Annotated in this window: 13 protein-coding genes; 6 read left to right on the top strand and 7 right to left on the bottom strand. The window is 65.2% G+C overall.

What is annotated here, in order from left to right; genetic code table 11:
* The first annotated feature begins 6 nt into the window (after positions 1-6).
* The 6 genes from tsaE to AC0L2Z_RS04915 all read left to right on the top strand — a co-directional run bounded on the left by tsaE (position 7) and on the right by AC0L2Z_RS04915 (position 9,811).
* A complete protein-coding gene (gene tsaE / locus AC0L2Z_RS04890) occupies positions 7-1,518 on the top strand; it encodes a tRNA (adenosine(37)-N6)-threonylcarbamoyltransferase complex ATPase subunit type 1 TsaE (RefSeq protein WP_473626908.1) in 1,512 nt (503 codons plus the stop codon).
* On the top strand, positions 1,515-2,285 hold the full coding sequence (locus AC0L2Z_RS04895) for a nucleotidyltransferase family protein (protein ID WP_091592573.1): 771 nt from the start codon (positions 1,515-1,517) through the stop codon (positions 2,283-2,285). The genes tsaE and AC0L2Z_RS04895 overlap by 4 nt, the downstream gene beginning before the upstream one ends.
* The gene (gene addB / locus AC0L2Z_RS04900) at positions 2,282-5,410 is read left to right on the top strand and encodes a double-strand break repair protein AddB (RefSeq protein ID WP_473626910.1); all 3,129 of its coding nucleotides are present in this window, start codon (positions 2,282-2,284) and stop codon (positions 5,408-5,410) included. The genes AC0L2Z_RS04895 and addB overlap by 4 nt, the downstream gene beginning before the upstream one ends.
* A complete protein-coding gene (addA, locus tag AC0L2Z_RS04905) occupies positions 5,407-8,916 on the top strand; it encodes a double-strand break repair helicase AddA (RefSeq protein WP_473626912.1) in 3,510 nt (1,169 codons plus the stop codon). The genes addB and addA overlap by 4 nt, the downstream gene beginning before the upstream one ends.
* 74 nt (positions 8,917-8,990) lie before the next feature.
* Positions 8,991-9,314 carry a thioredoxin gene (gene trxA, locus AC0L2Z_RS04910; protein WP_091592579.1) on the top strand — a complete coding sequence of 108 codons (324 nt, stop codon included), beginning with the start codon at positions 8,991-8,993 and terminating at the stop codon, positions 9,312-9,314.
* Between the two features lie 215 nt (positions 9,315-9,529).
* Positions 9,530-9,811: a cupin domain-containing protein gene (locus tag AC0L2Z_RS04915; protein WP_473626914.1), complete on the top strand. Its 282-nt coding sequence runs from the start codon at positions 9,530-9,532 to the stop codon at positions 9,809-9,811.
* A gap of 38 nt (positions 9,812-9,849) precedes the next feature.
* Here AC0L2Z_RS04915 and AC0L2Z_RS04920 read toward each other — a convergent pair whose 3' ends face one another.
* From AC0L2Z_RS04920 to AC0L2Z_RS04950, 7 genes are all read right to left on the bottom strand, one after another.
* Positions 9,850-10,101 (bottom strand): VOC family protein, encoded by a 252-nt coding sequence (locus tag AC0L2Z_RS04920; protein ID WP_288141837.1) that lies wholly within the window; start codon positions 10,099-10,101, stop codon positions 9,850-9,852.
* The gene (locus tag AC0L2Z_RS04925; RefSeq protein WP_473626916.1) at positions 10,065-10,268 is read right to left on the bottom strand and encodes a VOC family protein; all 204 of its coding nucleotides are present in this window, start codon (positions 10,266-10,268) and stop codon (positions 10,065-10,067) included. The genes AC0L2Z_RS04920 and AC0L2Z_RS04925 overlap by 37 nt, the downstream gene beginning before the upstream one ends.
* 62 nt (positions 10,269-10,330) lie before the next feature.
* Positions 10,331-11,656 (bottom strand): bifunctional folylpolyglutamate synthase/dihydrofolate synthase, encoded by a 1,326-nt coding sequence (locus AC0L2Z_RS04930; protein ID WP_473626917.1) that lies wholly within the window; start codon positions 11,654-11,656, stop codon positions 10,331-10,333.
* A gap of 125 nt (positions 11,657-11,781) precedes the next feature.
* On the bottom strand, positions 11,782-12,708 hold the full coding sequence (accD, locus tag AC0L2Z_RS04935) for an acetyl-CoA carboxylase, carboxyltransferase subunit beta (RefSeq protein ID WP_023796893.1): 927 nt from the start codon (positions 12,706-12,708) through the stop codon (positions 11,782-11,784).
* 95 nt (positions 12,709-12,803) lie between these two features.
* On the bottom strand, positions 12,804-13,643 hold the full coding sequence (gene trpA / locus AC0L2Z_RS04940) for a tryptophan synthase subunit alpha (protein WP_473626919.1): 840 nt from the start codon (positions 13,641-13,643) through the stop codon (positions 12,804-12,806).
* A gap of 2 nt (positions 13,644-13,645) precedes the next feature.
* Positions 13,646-14,896: a tryptophan synthase subunit beta gene (trpB, locus tag AC0L2Z_RS04945; RefSeq protein ID WP_128168868.1), complete on the bottom strand. Its 1,251-nt coding sequence runs from the start codon at positions 14,894-14,896 to the stop codon at positions 13,646-13,648.
* Positions 14,897-14,929: 33 nt separating this feature from the next.
* The gene (locus tag AC0L2Z_RS04950) at positions 14,930-15,589 is read right to left on the bottom strand and encodes a phosphoribosylanthranilate isomerase (RefSeq protein WP_128168877.1); all 660 of its coding nucleotides are present in this window, start codon (positions 15,587-15,589) and stop codon (positions 14,930-14,932) included.
* Between the last annotated feature and the right edge of the window lie 55 nt (positions 15,590-15,644).

Here is a 15,644-nt window from a genome sequence, read left to right on the forward strand (position 1 = left end):
CGTTCGATGGCAGGCATGGTGCTGGAGCGTTTTCTCGCCGACGAGGCTGCGACCGCAAGGCTGGGCGAGGATCTGGCCATGTCGCTGCGCCCCGGCGACGTGCTGGCTCTCAGAGGCGATCTCGGCGCCGGCAAGTCGAGTTTGGCGCGGGCGCTGATCAGGGCAATGACCGACGATGCCGGTCTCGACGTGCCGAGCCCGACCTTCACGCTCGTCCAGAGCTATGAGGCGCGCGTCCCCGTCCATCATTTCGACCTCTATCGCCTGTCCGCGGCGTCCGAACTGGACGAACTGGGTTTCGACGAGGCGCTGGCGCAAGGCGCTGCCCTGGTCGAATGGCCGGAGCGGGCAGAGGCCTATTTGCCAAAGACTTCGGTGCTGATCGAACTCGTCCATCAGGACGACGGACGCCTGGCGAGATTGTCGGGACAAGGCGTTGCCTTCGAGCGCGCGGCGCGCTCGCTGGCCATGCGCAATTTTCTGGAAAGAGCCGGCTGGGGTGAAGCGCAGAGACGCTATTTTATCGGCGACGCCTCGGCCCGCTCCTATGAGGTCGTCTCGCTGGCCGGCCTGCCGCCGCGCGTGTTGATGAACTCGCCGCGGCTGGTGCTCGGGCCGCCGGTCCGCGACGGCAAGCCCTATGCGGTGATCGCCCACACCGCACAATCCGTCGCGGCCTTCGTCGCCATCGATCGGGCATTGCGGGCCGGCGGCGTCTGCGCCCCGGAAATCCACGCGCAGGACCTGGACCAGGGCTTTCTTCTCATGGAGCATCTCGGCTCGGAGGGATTTCTCGGCCAGCACGGTCAGCCGCTGGCGGAGCGCTACGCGGCGGCGGCCGAACTGCTTGCGATGATGCACGGCAAGACGTGGCCCGATAGCATCGAGGCCGCGCCCGGCGTCTTTCACGACGTGCCGCCTTTCGACCGCGACGCCATGATGATCGAAGCCGAATTGCTGCTCGACTGGTATGTGCCGGCGATCACAGGCGGCCCGGCAAGCGATGCCTTGCGCGCCGGCTATACCAAGCAATGGAACGCTGCTCTCGACCGGCTGGAGGGGCGCGAATACACGCTCATGCTGCGCGACTTTCATTCGCCCAACATCATCTGGCGCGGCAATCGTTCCGGTCACGATCGCCTTGGCATCGTCGATGTCCAGGACGCGCTGATCGGCCCTTCCGCCTACGATCTCGCCTCTCTCGCCATGGACGCCCGGGTTACGATCTCGCCTGAGATCGAGCGACGGACGGTCGATGCCTATATCGCCGCGCGCCATAAGGCCGGTGCTTTCAACGAGGACGAATTCGTCGAAACCTATGCGATCATGGCGGCGCAGCGCAATTCGAAGATCCTCGGCATTTTCGTCAGGCTCGAAAAGCGGGACGGCAAGCCCTATTATCTGAAACACCTGCCGCGCATTCGCGATTATCTCCGGCGGGCTCTGGCGCATCCGGCACTGGCCGGCCTGCGGGATTTCTATACCGCCCAAGGGCTGCTGGAGGAACGGCCGCTGTGACGACACGCCCCAAAACCGCAATGGTGCTTGCCGCCGGGCTGGGAAAGCGCATGCGGCCAATCACCGACACAATGCCGAAACCGCTGGTCAGGATATCAGGCAAGACGTTGCTCGACTGGAGCCTGGACGGCCTGGCCCGTGCCGGCGTCGACAAGGCCATCGTCAACGTCCATTACTTTCCCGAGCAGATCGTCGCCCACGTCGCCGCGCGCCGCGCGCCGCGCGTCGTCATTTCCGACGAAAGCCAAAGACTGCTCGATTCCGCCGGCGGTATCGTCCATGCTTTGCCGGAACTGGGAGGGGCTCCCTTTTACATCGTCAATGCCGACACCTTCTGGATCGACAGCGGCGTGCCCAACCTTGCCCGCCTCGCCCTTGCATGGGACGCGGCGAAAATGGATATTCTGCTGATGCTCGCGGATTCCCAGTCAGCAACCGGACACAGCGGCGGCACCGATTTCCTGATGGCGCCGGACGGAGCCTTGCGGCGTTCGAAAGGCGACCCGACAGGCCTGATCTATGCCGGCGCGGCGATCGTCCATCCCAGGCTTTTCAAGGATGCGCCGGCCGGCCCACACTCGCTCAACGCCTATTTCGATGCGGCCATCGCAGCCGGCCGCCTGTACGGCATGGTGATGCACGGCCATTGGATCACCGTTGGCACGCCCGACGCCATTCCGCTTGCGGAAGCGGTCGTTGCCACCGCTCTTGCTGAGTCGCCCGGCACTCTTACCGAGTTGACCAGCGCTCTCACCGAGTTGAAATGAGCGGCTCCCGCCGCGTTTTCTCGATCCCGCCCGGAGCGCCGTTTCTGCCGACGCTGGCCGACGCCCTGCTGTCAGGGCGCCTCGTTTCCGGTTTCCGCTTCGACGGCGACCCGCTGGCGCTGGCCGACGCCACCATCTACGTGCCGACGCGCCGCGCCGCGCGGGCGCTGCGCGGCGTCTTCGTCGACTGTCTGGGTGGCCGCTCGGCGATCCTGCCGGTCATCCGCCCGCTCGGCGAGTTCGACGAGGACGAGGCCGCGTTCGAGGCCGACGCATCGGCCGCCATCGACCTCGCGCCGCCGATCGCCGCGATCGAGCGCCTGCTGCTGCTGGCGCCGCTGGTGCGCGCCTGGAAACGCCGCCTGCCGGCGCATGTCGCGGCACTTTTCGACGAGGAGATCGTTGTCCCGGCGTCGGCCGCCGATGCCATCTGGCTGGCGCGCGACCTGGCCCGGCTGATGGACGAGATCGAGACGGAAGGCACGGACTGGACCAGGCTCGCCGATCTGGTGACCGGCAACCTCGCCGGCTGGTGGCAAGTGACGCTCGACTTCCTGAGCATCGTCACCGAAAACTGGCCGAATCTCCTCGAAGAACGCAATCGCTCCAACCCGACTGCGCATCGCAATGGGCTGATAAGGCTGGAAGCAGCGCGGCTGAAGCGCAATCCGCCGACCGGGCCGGTGATCGCCGCCGGCTCCACCGGGTCCATTCCCGCCACCGCTGAATTGCTTGCGGTGATCGCCGGCCTGCCCAGCGGCGCGGTCGTGCTGCCCGGCCTCGACCTGATGCTGGATGAGCCGTCATTCCAGGCAATTGCGGTGCCCGGCGCGCGGCCGGCCTTGCTTGGCCACCCGCAATACGGCCTGGCAAAACTGATCGGCAAGATCGGCGTGCTGCGCGGCGATGTCGAGGAGATCGCCGTTGCCGAAAGGCCGCTCGCGCTGCGCGCCGCACTTGTCGGCGAGGCGCTGCGGCCGGCGGAGACCACCGAGCTGTGGGTCGAGACGCGCGCCCGCTTTACGGCCGGCGATATCACCGAGGCCTTCGCCGACGTGACGCTGCTCGAAGCCGCCGGCGAGCGCGACGAAGCGGTGGCGATCGCCGTCGCGCTGAAACGCGCCGTCGAACAGCCCGGCCAGCGCGCCGCGCTCGTCACCGGCGACCGCGCCCTGGCGCGGCGCGTCTCGGTCGAGCTTTTGCGCTTTGGTGTCGTCGCCGACGATTCGGGCGGCACACCGCTCATCAACACGCCAGCCGCCGGCCTGCTCAGACTGGCGCTTCAGGCGGCGTTCCGCCCCGGCGATCCCGTGGCCCTGCTGTCGCTGCTCAAGCACCCGCTGCTTGGCCTCGGTCTGGAACGCACAAGCGTCCGTCGCGCGGTGGAGATCGTCGAACTGGTGGCGCTGCGCGGCGGCATCGGCCGCCCCGACGTCGCCTCGCTGCCGGAGCTCTTCGATGCCCGGCTCCTCGAATTCGACGATCGCGGCAATCGCCGCCCGCCCTTCTGGCGATCGCGGCTTTCGGTCAGGCGCATCGAAGAAGCCCGAGACCTGCTGATCCGGTTAACCGCCGCGCTTGCGCCGCTGGTTGCCTATCGCGACGAGGAGAATGCCGATCTTGCCACGCTTGTGCGGGCCAGCGTCGTCGCGCTCGAAGGTCTCGGCCGCTCCGCGGGTGGCTGTCTGAGCGAACTCTATGCCGACGACGCCGGCGAAAAGCTCACCGAGCTCTTGCGCGGGCTGGTCGCTGCCTCGGCGTCGTTCTCCTTCGGAGCCGACGAATGGCCCGATGTGATGGAGGCGCTGATCGCACCCGAGACGGTCAAGCCGGCACAAGGCACCGACAGGAACATCGCCATCTGGGGTGCGCTGGAAGCCCGGTTGCAAAACGTCGACACGCTGGTCGTCGGCGGACTCAACGAAGGCGTGTGGCCGCGCAAGCCGGAAAGCGACCGCTTCATGTCCCGGCTGATGAAGACCGGCATCGACCTCGAGCCGCCCGAACGGCGCATCGGCCTGGCCGCCCATGATTTCCAGATGGCGATGGGGGCGAGGAAAGTGGTGCTGGCGCGCTCCGCCCGCTCCGGCGACGCACCGGCGGTGCCGTCGCGCTGGCTGCAGCGCCTGCTGACCTTCATAGGCAAGGACCATGCGGCGGTGCTTCGCCGGCGTGGTGATGAATTCCTGTCCTGGGCCCGTGCGCTCGATGCCGGCGAACGAAGAGACTTCGCGCCGCGGCCGCAGCCGAAGCCACCGCTGGATGTGCGGCCGCAACATTTCTCGGTCACCGAGATCGAAACGCTGCGCCGCGACCCTTACGCGATCTATGCCAGGAGGATCCTCCGCCTGATGCCGCTCGACCCGGTCATCCGCGACCCGGGTGCTGCCGAACGCGGCACGCTGTTTCACGCCATCCTGCATCTCTTTTCGCGGACCGTGGCCGATCCGCTTGTGCCGGAGGCGCTGGACGGTCTCATTGCCGCCGGCCGCGAATGCTTTGCCGAGGCGGCCCTTCCTCCCGATGTCGAGGCGGTGTGGTGGCCGCGCTTCGAAAAGCTCGCCGCCGGCATCATCGAATGGGAGCGCGGCCGCGCCTTCGCCGTGACAATGCGGCATGCCGAGGAGCACGCCGAGAAAACAGGCGTCGGCCAGTCCGGCGTGACGCTGTCCGGCTATGCCGATCGTGTCGATCTCCTGGCCGGCGGCATGGCCGACATCCTGGATTACAAGACCGGCTCTTCGCCGTCGAAGGCGCAGGCCCATACGCTGCTTTCGCCGCAACTGGCGCTCGAGGGCGCGCTACTCAGGCGCGGCGCCTTCAAGGGGCTAGGCGCGCGCGAGCCGTCGCAGCTGGCCTTCATCAGGCTGAAGCCGAATGGCGAGGTGTTCGAGGAATCCATCCTCGAATACAACCGCAAGCCGCGAACCGCCGCAGACCTCGCCGAGGAAGCCTGGGCGCGGCTCGAAAAACTGCTGATCCACTATGCCAACCCGGCGACCGGATACCTGTCGCGGGCGTTGCCGTTCCGCGAGGGCGAGACCGACGGCGACTACGACCATCTCGCCCGCGTGCTCGAATGGTCTGCCGGCGGCGATGCCGACGACGAGGGAGGGGAGGCATGAAGAAGGCCTATCCCATCCCGACCGATACCGCCGTCAGCCAGGCAAGCGCCTCAGATCCGCAAAATTCCGCCTGGGTGTCGGCCAACGCCGGATCGGGCAAGACCCATGTGCTGGCCCAGCGTGTCATCCGTCTTCTGCTGCGTGGCACCGATCCGTCGAAGATCCTGTGCCTGACCTACACCCGCGCCGCCGCCGCCAACATGTCGAACAGGGTGTTTTCGACATTGTCGGAATGGACGGCGCTTGGCGACGCAGAACTGGCGACAAGGATAGAGGCGCTGGACGGTCGCCAGCCCAATCGCGAAGCCATGCGCCGCGCCCGCCGCCTGTTCGCCGAGGCGCTGGAGACGCCCGGCGGGCTGAAGATCCAGACCATCCACGCCTTCTGCGAATCGGTGCTGCACCAGTTCCCGCTGGAAGCCAACATACCGGCCCATTTCGAAATGCTCGATCCGCAGATGGAGGCGTCGCTCTTCGCCGCCGCCCGCCGCGACATGATCTCGGGCACGGCGGCCGGCGATGCGGAGCTGGCCGAGGCTTTCGCCACCATTCTGGAACGCGGCGGCGAACACGGGCTCGACGCCTTGCTGGCCGAGATCGTGCGCAAGCGCGAAGGTCTGCGCGCCTTCATCAGCGCGGCTGGCGGCGATGGTTTTCAGGCGCTGTTCGACGAGTTCAGGTTTCCCGCCGGCCAGACCGCCGAAGGCCTGGCGGCGTCCGTCTGGCCGCTGCCGGGCTTCCTGCCGGACTATTTCATCACCTTTGCCCGCGCTGCCGAAGCCGCCGATGCCCGCTTCGTACTCAACAACGTTCTGCCCTATGCGCGCCTTGCCTTCGCCGAGGATGATCCGGTTCGCCGGCTGCATCTGCTGGCAAAAGCCTTCCTGCGAGGTGATGGCGAGCCTTATGAGCCGGCAATGTTCAAGAAGGCGTTGCTCGACCGGCTGCCGGATCTTGCCGAGCGCTATCTGTCAGCGGTCGATGCCATTCTCGAAATCTCCGACCGATTGGCCTTGTTCAGGATGCTGGAGGGCACACGTGCCGCGCTGACCATCGCCGACTGGCTGATCGCCCGCTACGAGCACTTGAAGCGCGCCCGCGGCTTCCTCGATTTCAACGACCTCATCACCCGAACGGTCAATCTCCTGGCGCGGCCCGACGCCGGCCCCTGGGTGCAATACAAGCTCGACCAGGGCATCGACCATATCCTGCTCGACGAGGCGCAGGACACCAGTCCCGACCAGTGGGAGGTGGTGAAGCGACTGGCCGAGGAATTCTTTGCCGGGCTCGGCGCACGCGACAATGTTCACCGCACGGTGTTCGCGGTCGGCGACGAAAAACAGTCGATCTATTCCTTTCAAGGAGCGGCGCCCGACTCCTTCGCCGACTCAAGGCTGCTGTTTTCCGCAAAAGTGCGCGACGCCAAAGCCGCCTTCGCCGATCTCAAGCTGACCTGGTCGTTCCGCTCGACCGAAGACGTGCTTGCGGCGGTGGACCGTGTCTTTGCCGACCCGCTCGTGCGGCGCGGCATCAGCCACGATCCCGACCCGCTGACCCACAAGGCGATCCGCAGCGATGCGCCGGGCTATGTCGAGGTCTGGCCGTCGATCGGCGCCGACGTCGTCGACGAACCCGACGACTGGACGCAAGCCGTCGACCACGCCCATGCGCCGGCGGTGCGTATTGCCGAAAACGTGGCGGCAACCATTGCCGGCTGGATCGGCGCCGGCGAGATCATTGAAGGCCGCGGCAAGAAGCTTCGGCCCGGCGACGTGCTGGTGCTGGTGCGCAAGCGCGATCGTTTCGTCCATGCGCTGACGCGCGCACTGAAGCGCCGCGACATCCCGGTCGCCGGTGCCGACCGCCTCAGCCTGCCCGGTCATATCGCGGTCAAGGACCTGATCGCGCTCGGCCACTTTCTTGTCCAGCCTGAGGACGATCTGTCGCTTGCCGCCGTGCTGCGCAGCCCGATTTTCGGTGTTTCGGAAGAGACGCTTTTCGCGCTCGCCGGCGAGCGGCCGTCCGGCCTCTCGTTGATCGCTTCGCTCAGGCAGCAAGCCGGCGAAAGCGCCGCCTTGGCCGCAATCGCTGCCCAGCTCGACACATGGTCCGATGAAGCCGCATTCAGGCCGGTGTTCGAATTCTATGCCGGGGCTCTCGCCCGCGACGGCTTGCGCAAGAAAATGGTCGCGCGGCTCGGGCCGGAAGCCGGCGACATCCTCGACGAATTCCTGAGCTTCTGCCTGGCCGAGGAGCGGACCGGCCTGCCGGGGCTGGAATCCTTCCTGTCGACGCTGGAGAATGCCGGCCCCGAGATCAAGCGCGAAATGGACCAGACCCGCGACGAGGTTCGCGTCATGACCGTGCATGCCGCCAAGGGCCTCGAGGCGCCCGTCGTGTTCCTGGCCGATGGTGGCTCGGCGCCGTTCAGCGATCAGCATCTGCCGCGACTGATGCCGTTCGATGGCTCGGGCCAACACTGGGACGGCAAGGGCTATCTCTGGCGTTCGGCCGGCGATGTCGCCAATGGCTTTTCGCGGGCCGCTTCGGTCCGCGCGCGCGAGCTGGCCGACGACGAATACCGCCGGCTGCTCTATGTCGGCATGACCCGCGCCGAGGACCGGCTGATCGTCTGCGGCTATCACGGCAAGCGGGTGCCGAATGCCGGCACCTGGCACTCGATCGTCAGCCGCGCGCTGGTCGGCGCGCCCGAAAGCATCGAGCGGCAGCATCCCGCCACCGGCGAGACCGTGCATCGCTTTCACGTGACAAAATTGCCGCCGGTCGCACAGGCGGCCGCCGAAGCGGCGCGGCAGGCGCAACAGTTCGAGCCGTTGCCGAAGAGCCTGTTCCAGCCCTTGCCGCCCTTCGAGGATCTGCCGCGGCCGCTGTCGCCGTCCGGCGCCTCGGCGCTGATCGATGAGGCCAGGCAAGCCGTAGTCGACACCGGCTCGCCGGTGCTGGACACCGAGGCAGAACCTGGCTTTGCGGTGATGCGGGGCCTGGCGCTGCACAAATTGCTGCAGATGCTGCCCGGCATCGCCGAGACCGAACGCCGCGATGCCGCGGAGCGCTACCTCAAGCGCGCTGGCGCGCAATGGCCTGAAACCGAGCGCGACAAGGCCTTGGCTTCAGTGGCGGCGATCCTTGCCGACAGCCGCTTCGATCAGCTGTTTGCGCCGAACTCACGCGCTGAGGTCGCGGTCATGGGCAGCCTGGAGGTCAAGGGCAAGCTGCGCTCGATCTCCGGCAAGATCGACCGGCTGGCGATCACATCAGGCAAGGTGTCGATAGTCGACTACAAGACCAACCGGCCGGCGCCTGCAGCGCTGGCGGACGTTCCACCGGCCTATGTCCTGCAGCTCGCGCTCTATCGCTCGCTGCTCCAGCCGCTTTATCCCGGGCATGAGGTCTCGGCGGCGCTGCTGTTCACTGAAGCGCCGCGATTGATCGAGCTGCCGCCGGCGGCGATGGACGACGCCCTTGCCCGACTCACGGGAGCGTGACACAACAGCTGCTTGAAGAAGGGCGCGATCACCACCACATTTGGTGCGACAATAACTCTCGAAAGGATTTTCGCATGGCCACCGTCAAGGTCGACAAGAGCAATTTCCAGACCGATGTGCTTGACGCCAAGGAACCGGTCGTCGTCGATTTCTGGGCGGAATGGTGCGGCCCGTGCAAGATGATCGCGCCGGCGCTGGAAGACATCGCCATCGAACTCGGCGGCAAGGTCAAGATCGCCAAGCTCAACATCGACGAGAATCCCGAGCTGGCCGCGCAGTTCGGCGTGCGCTCGATCCCGACGCTGATGATCTTCAAGGGCGGCGAAATGGCCGACATGAAGGTCGGCGCCGCGCCGAAGACGGCGCTGTCGCACTGGATCAACGGCAATCTCGCCTGATCCGGCGGAAATCCGGAGACAAGCCCGGCCCTCGCGCCGGGCTTTTTGCTGCGTCATCTAATGTACTGCGCGTCCCCCTGGACGCGCGAAGGACGCTGCTGCACTTGATCTGACCGAAGATCGGATCGGGATTTTCTGGGTCATGCGGCTGGTCCGCCGTGGCACTCGCCACTTGCCGGCCCATGTTCTTGTCTGACTTAAAGCAGGAGAACGACATGACCGGATCCGCCAAGGCCACCGTCTTCATCGACAATGAGCGCGTCATCGTCACCGAATACCGCTTCGCGCCGGGCGACAATACCGGCTGGCACCGCCATGGCCATGATTATGTCGTCGTGCCGCTGATGGACGGCAAGCTCAAGCTCCTGACCAAGGACGGCGAATCCTTCGCCGAAATGAAGGAGGGGGCGCCCTATTTCCGCAAGGAGGGCGTGGAGCATGACGTCATCAATGCCAATGAGGGCGAGTATGCCTTCATCGAGATTGAGCTGAAGTAGTCCCCACCGAGGCCGTCTCCGCCATAGGCGTGAGGCGATCACCAATCCGCGATGCGATCGCCTCCGACGAACTGCGCACTTTTCTCTGTGTATTCAAACAGTTCTATCTTCACGTTGTTAGGATCGCGAATCCAGGCCTGGTAGGTATCATCGCATGCGTGTTTCTTTGACGTGACTTCAACGCCTTTCGCTCTTACGTCGGCGATCGCGGCGTCAAGGTTTTCCACTTCAAGGCAGAAGTGGTTGATCTGGTTCAGGTCGCTATAGCTGGCCCCGTCTTTCTGGAACACCTCGACGTGGCTGCGGCTGCCGCAATTGAGGTAGAACCGAAAATCTTGCCGTCGCGCAGGAAGTTGAACTGGGTGTCCATGCAGAGGACGTCCCGATAGAAGCTTCGCGTCACTTCGAGATCATCTGCGAAGATGCAAACGTGAGCGAGCTGCTTTACCTTGATCACGGCTGGCTCCTCGCGGTGATCTGACGAAGTCCGGCGTCATCGTGCCCTGGTGAACACGCGCCTCAAACCGGCGGCGTGCCGTTTTCGGCCAGCACCGCGCCGGCCAGATAGAGCGAGCCGCTGATCAGGATGCGCGGCGGCGGTCCGTCCCACGTGTCGCGTAGCAGCATCAGCGCATTGGCGACGGAGCTCACCGGTTCGGCCGACAGGCCGGCCTCGACGGCGCGGATCGCCAGTTCGTCATTCGGCACACTGGCCTCGCTGAGGCTCACCGGCACCGTGTAGACATGCCGCACCAGGCCCTTAAAGGCGCGGAAATAGCCGCTCTGGTCCTTGGTGTTGATCATGCCGCAAATCAAGAACAGCGGCCGCGGGTTTTTTTCCTCCTGCTCGGCCAATGCCTCGGCGACGACCACGCCGGCGCCGGGATTGTGGCCGCCGTCGAGCCAGATGTCGGCGCCCTTTGGCGCCAGTTCCGTCAGCGTGCCTTGCGGCAATTTCTGCATCCGCCCCGGCCAGGTGACATTGGCCATCGCCTTGTCGGCGACGCGATGGCTGATCTCGAAACCTGCCGACTTGACCGCCGCAATCGCCGCCGCCGCATTGGCGAACTGGTGGCGCCCTGGCAGGCGCGGTGGCGACAGGTCCATCAGCCCGTCTTCGTCCTGATAGACCATCCGGCCGTTTTCCTCGAAGGCGAGGAAATCCTGGCCATAGACGAAGGCGGGACAGTCGAGCCGCTCGGCGGTTTCGATAAGCACCTGAAGCGCCGTTTCGCTTTCCTGCGCGCCAATGACCACCGGGCAACCGCGCTTGATGATGCCGGCCTTTTCGGCTGCGATCAGTTCGACACGGTCGCCGAGAAAGGATTCGTGGTCGAGCGAGACCGGCATGATCACCGACACCGCCGGCTCGGTGATGACATTGGTGGCATCAAAGCGGCCGCCAAGGCCGACCTCGATGATGACGGCATCTGCCGGATGTTCGGAAAACAGCAGGAAGGTGACGGCGGTGAGGATCTCGAAGACGGTGATCTTCTGGCCTTCATTGGCCTTGGCGACGCGGGCGATGGCATCGGCGAAGACCTCGTCCTCGACCAGCCTGCCGCCGCCGTCGGCGGCCAGCCGGTAGCGCTCATGCCAGTTCACCAGATGTGGCGATGTGTGGACATGGACGCGGTGGCCGGCCGCTTCGAGCAGCGCCCGCGAAAACGCGGCGCAGGAGCCCTTGCCGTTGGTGCCGGCGATGTGGATGACCGGCGGCAGATGGTCCTGCGGATTGCCAAGCCGCTCCAGCAGCCGCGAAATACGGTCGAGCGAAAGATCAAAGCCCTTCGGATGAAGCGACATCAGGCTTTCGATTTCGCGGTCGGCGGCAAGCGTGCTCATGGGAGAATCCTAGCGCATGACCCCGAAAAATCGAAATCGATTTTCGGAAAGGAATCATGCGTGAATCAAGATGCTACAGCGCCACAGATGGCGCGCAATCGCGGTTCGCGACGACGGATGTCGCGTCAGGCTTGCGGGCGTGCTTCCGCCGGGACCGCCACCGGCGGCAGGATTTCCGGTTCCAGCGGCTTTTCTTCTTCCGGCAGCTTGAGCAGCATTTTCAGGAGCCGTGCGATCGTCTGGCGCATCTCCAGCCGCGACACCACCATGTCGACCATGCCGTGCTCCATCAGATACTCGGAGCGCTGGAAGCCGTCGGGCAGCTTTTCCCTGATCGTCTGCTCGATGACGCGCGGCCCGGCAAAGCCGATCAGCGCGCCGGGCTCGGCGATGTGCACGTCGCCCAGCATGGCGTAGGAGGCAGTGACGCCGCCGGTAGTCGGATTGGTCAGAACGACGATATAGGGAAGACCGGCTTCCTTCAGCCGATCGACGCCGATCGTGGTTCTCGGCAATTGCATGAGCGACAGGATGCCCTCCTGCATGCGGGCGCCGCCGGAGGCCGCGAACAGGATCAGCGGCCGCTTGCGTTGCACTGCGACCTCGAAGCCACGAACGATGGCGTCGCCGGCGGCCATGCCAAGCGAGCCGCCCATGAAGGCGAAGTCCTGCACGGTCACCACCACCGGCAGGCCTTCGACGGTGCCCAGCGCATTGATGATCGCGTCCTCCAGCCCGGTCTTGGCCTTGGCGTCCTTCAGCCGGTCGGTGTAGCGCTTCTCGTCGCGGAATTTCAGCGGATCCTGCACCACCTTGGGGTTTTCGAGCATCTCGTACTTGCCGTCGTCCATGAAGAATCTCAGCCGCTCCCTGGCCGAGATCTTCATGTGATGGCCGGAGGACGGGATGACGAACTGGTTCTGCTCCAGATCCTTGTGGAAGACCATCTCGCCGGTCTCCGGATCCTTGATCCAGAGGTTTTCAGGCATGTCGGTGCGCCGGCCGAGCATCGAATTGATCTTCGGTCGAACGTAGTTGGTGATCCAGTTCATCGCTTCGGCTCCTGTCCTGACGAAGAGTTAGACCATGATCCCGAAAAGTGGAAACCGGTTTTCGGTGGAGATCATGGTCAACCAGAAGATCAAGACTATTCGGCGGCAGCAAGGCGGGCCGCGCGCACGCCTTGCGAAAGCCCGCTGACCAGCGTGGCGACCGCCTCGGCCGGGTCGGCGGTCTTTTCGCCCTTCGGCCCCAGAACATTGGCGACCGCATTGACGATCGCAGTGCCGACGACGACGCCGTCGGCCGACGCTCCGATGATGCGCGCCTGCTCGGCGGTCTTGACGCCGAAGCCGACGCAGACCGGCAGGTCGGTATGGCCCTTGATGCGCCCGACCGCCGCCGCCACCTTGCCGGTGTCGGCAAGTGCTGAGCCGGTGATGCCGGTCATCGACACGTAATAGACGAAGCCGGAGGTGTTCTGCAGCACCTTTGGCAGGCGCTTGTCGTCGGTGGTCGGCGTCGCCAGCCGGATGAAATTGATGCCGGCCCTCAGCGCTGGAATGCAAAGCTCCTCATCCATTTCCGGCGGCAGGTCGACGACGATCAGCCCGTCTATGCCGCTGGCCAGCGCATCCCCGAGGAAGCGGTCGACGCCGTGGATGTAGATCGGATTGTAGTAGCCCATCAAAACGATCGGCGTTTCATTGTCGGTGGCACGAAATTCCGAAGCCATCTTCAGCGTCTTGACCAGCGTCTGCCCGCCTTTCAGCGCGCGCAGGCCGGCCGCCTGGATCGCCGGGCCGTCGGCCATCGGATCGGAAAATGGCATGCCGAGCTCGATGATGTCGCTGCCGGCGCCGGGCAGCGCCTTCATGATCGACAGGGAGGTGTCGTAGTCCGGGTCGCCGCCCATGAAATAGGTGACGAGTGCCGGGCGCCCTTCGGCCTTCAGTTTGGCCATACGGCGGTCGATGCGGGGGGTCATGATCAGATCTCCATGCCCAGCATATTGGCCACCGTATGCACGTCCTTGTCGCCGCGGCCGGACAGGTTGACGATGACGATCTGGTCCTTGTCCATGGCGGGCACGATCTTCACCGCATGCGCGATGGCATGGGCGGATTCGAGCGCCGGAATGATGCCTTCGACGCGTGTCGTCAACTGAAACGCCTCCAGCGCCTCGTCGTCGAGAACAGGCACATAGTCGACGCGGCCACTGTCGCGCAGCCAGGAATGCTCCGGCCCGACGCCGGGATAGTCGAGGCCGGCCGAAATCGAATGCCCGTCCATGATCTGCCCGTCGGCGTTCTGCAGGAGATAGGTGCGGTTGCCGTGCAGCACGCCGGGCGCGCCGGCGTTCATTGAGGCGCAATGCTCGATGCCGTCGAGGCCGCGGCCACCGGCCTCGATGCCGATGATCTTTACGCTGCGGTCGTCGAGGAACGGGTGAAAAAGGCCGATGGCGTTGGAGCCGCCGCCGACGGCGGCGATGATGGTGTCCGGCAGCCGGCCTTCCTGCTCGAGGATCTGGGCGCGCGCCTCGATGCCGATCACCGACTGGAAGTCGCGCACCAGCTCCGGATAGGGGTGCGGGCCGGCGGCGGTGCCGATCAGGTAGTAGGTGTCCTCGACATTGGTCACCCAATCCCGAAGAGCTTCGTTCATGGCGTCCTTCAACGTGCCGTGGCCGGCAGTCACCGGCCGCACCTCGGCGCCGAGCAGCTTCATGCGGAAGACGTTCGGGCTTTGCCGGGCGACGTCGGTGGCGCCCATATAGACGACGCACGGAAAGCCGAAACGCGCCGCCACGGTGGCCGACGCCACGCCGTGCTGGCCGGCGCCGGTCTCGGCGATGATGCGCTTCTTGCCCATGCGCTTGGCCAGCAGGATCTGGCCGAGGCAGTTGTTGATCTTGTGCGAGCCGGTGTGGTTCAGATCCTCGCGCTTGAAATAGACCTTTGCGCCGCCCCCAACGCCTTTCGCCGCGGAAGCCTCGCGAAGATGCCTGGTCAGACCTTCGGCGAAATAAAGCTTCGACGGCCGCCCGGCATAGTGGGTCGAAAGGTCAGTCAGTTCGGCCTTGAAATCCGCATCGTCCTTGACCTCGTTCCAGTGCCGTTCAAGGTCGAGGATCAGCGGCATCAACGTTTCGGCAACGAAACGACCGCCGAAGATGCCGAACATGCCCTGCTCATCGGGTCCGGTGCGGAAGGAATTGGGTATCGCCGGCTTGTTCATCGCCGATCTCCTAGCTTGTGGTTTGAAGCACGGTCAGGCGGCGCGGTTGGCGTGTGCTGCCCTGACGGCCCGGAAAAACTGTTCGATCAGCGCCGGATCCTTGACGCCCGGCGCGCTTTCCACGCCCGAGGAAATGTCTAGTCCGGGCGGGTTGGCAAGCCGAAAGGCATCGCCGATGTTGGCGGCGTTGAGCCCACCGGAAAGCATGTAATCGACGCCTGCGTCAAGGCCGGCCAGAACGCGCCAGTCGAAGGCAACGCCGTTGCCGCCCGGCAGTTGCGAACCCTTCGGCGGCTTGGCGTCGAACAGGAAACGGTCGGCAATGCCGACGAACGGTCTTGTCCGCTCCAGGTCGGCAGCCTCGCTGACCGGCAGCGCCTTCATCACCGGCAGGCCATAGCGGGCCTTGATCTCGGCCACCCGCTCCGGCGTTTCCGAGCCATGCAGCTGCAGCATGTTGGGCTGCATTTTTTCGACGATTTCATCCAGAAACGCATCGCCGGCGTCGACTGTCACGGCAACCGCCCTGGCCTTGCCGATTGCCGCTTCGCGCAAGCGGCCGGCTTCCGCCGGCTCGACATAGCGCGGGCTTTTGGCAAAGAAAATAAAGCCGACATGACTGGCGCCGCCGGCCAATGCCGCGGCCAATGCCTTGTCGGTCTTCAGTCCGCATATCTTGATGTCGAGCGCCATGACGCGGGGATTGGCACGAAACGGCAAAAGAGTCGAGAAAAAGCGCATGTTTGCC

The organism is Mesorhizobium sp. WSM4850, from assembly GCF_055811735.1.

Bases quoted from the DNA above. Each gene is read 5' to 3' on its own strand.
- tsaE (WP_473626908.1), top strand. From the start codon at position 7: ATGGCAGGCATGGTGCTGGAGCGTTTTCTCGCCGACGAGGCTGCGACC.
- addB (WP_473626910.1), top strand. From the start codon at position 2,282: ATGAGCGGCTCCCGCCGCGTTTTCTCGATCCCGCCCGGAGCGCCGTTT.
- addA (WP_473626912.1), top strand. From the start codon at position 5,407: ATGAAGAAGGCCTATCCCATCCCGACCGATACCGCCGTCAGCCAGGCA.
- trxA (WP_091592579.1), top strand. From the start codon at position 8,991: ATGGCCACCGTCAAGGTCGACAAGAGCAATTTCCAGACCGATGTGCTT.
- AC0L2Z_RS04915 (WP_473626914.1), top strand. From the start codon at position 9,530: ATGACCGGATCCGCCAAGGCCACCGTCTTCATCGACAATGAGCGCGTC.
- AC0L2Z_RS04930 (WP_473626917.1), bottom strand. From the start codon at position 11,656: ATGAGCACGCTTGCCGCCGACCGCGAAATCGAAAGCCTGATGTCGCTT.
- accD (WP_023796893.1), bottom strand. From the start codon at position 12,708: ATGAACTGGATCACCAACTACGTTCGACCGAAGATCAATTCGATGCTC.
- trpA (WP_473626919.1), bottom strand. From the start codon at position 13,643: ATGACCCCCCGCATCGACCGCCGTATGGCCAAACTGAAGGCCGAAGGG.
- trpB (WP_128168868.1), bottom strand. From the start codon at position 14,896: ATGAACAAGCCGGCGATACCCAATTCCTTCCGCACCGGACCCGATGAG.
- AC0L2Z_RS04950 (WP_128168877.1), bottom strand. From the start codon at position 15,589: ATGGCGCTCGACATCAAGATATGCGGACTGAAGACCGACAAGGCATTG.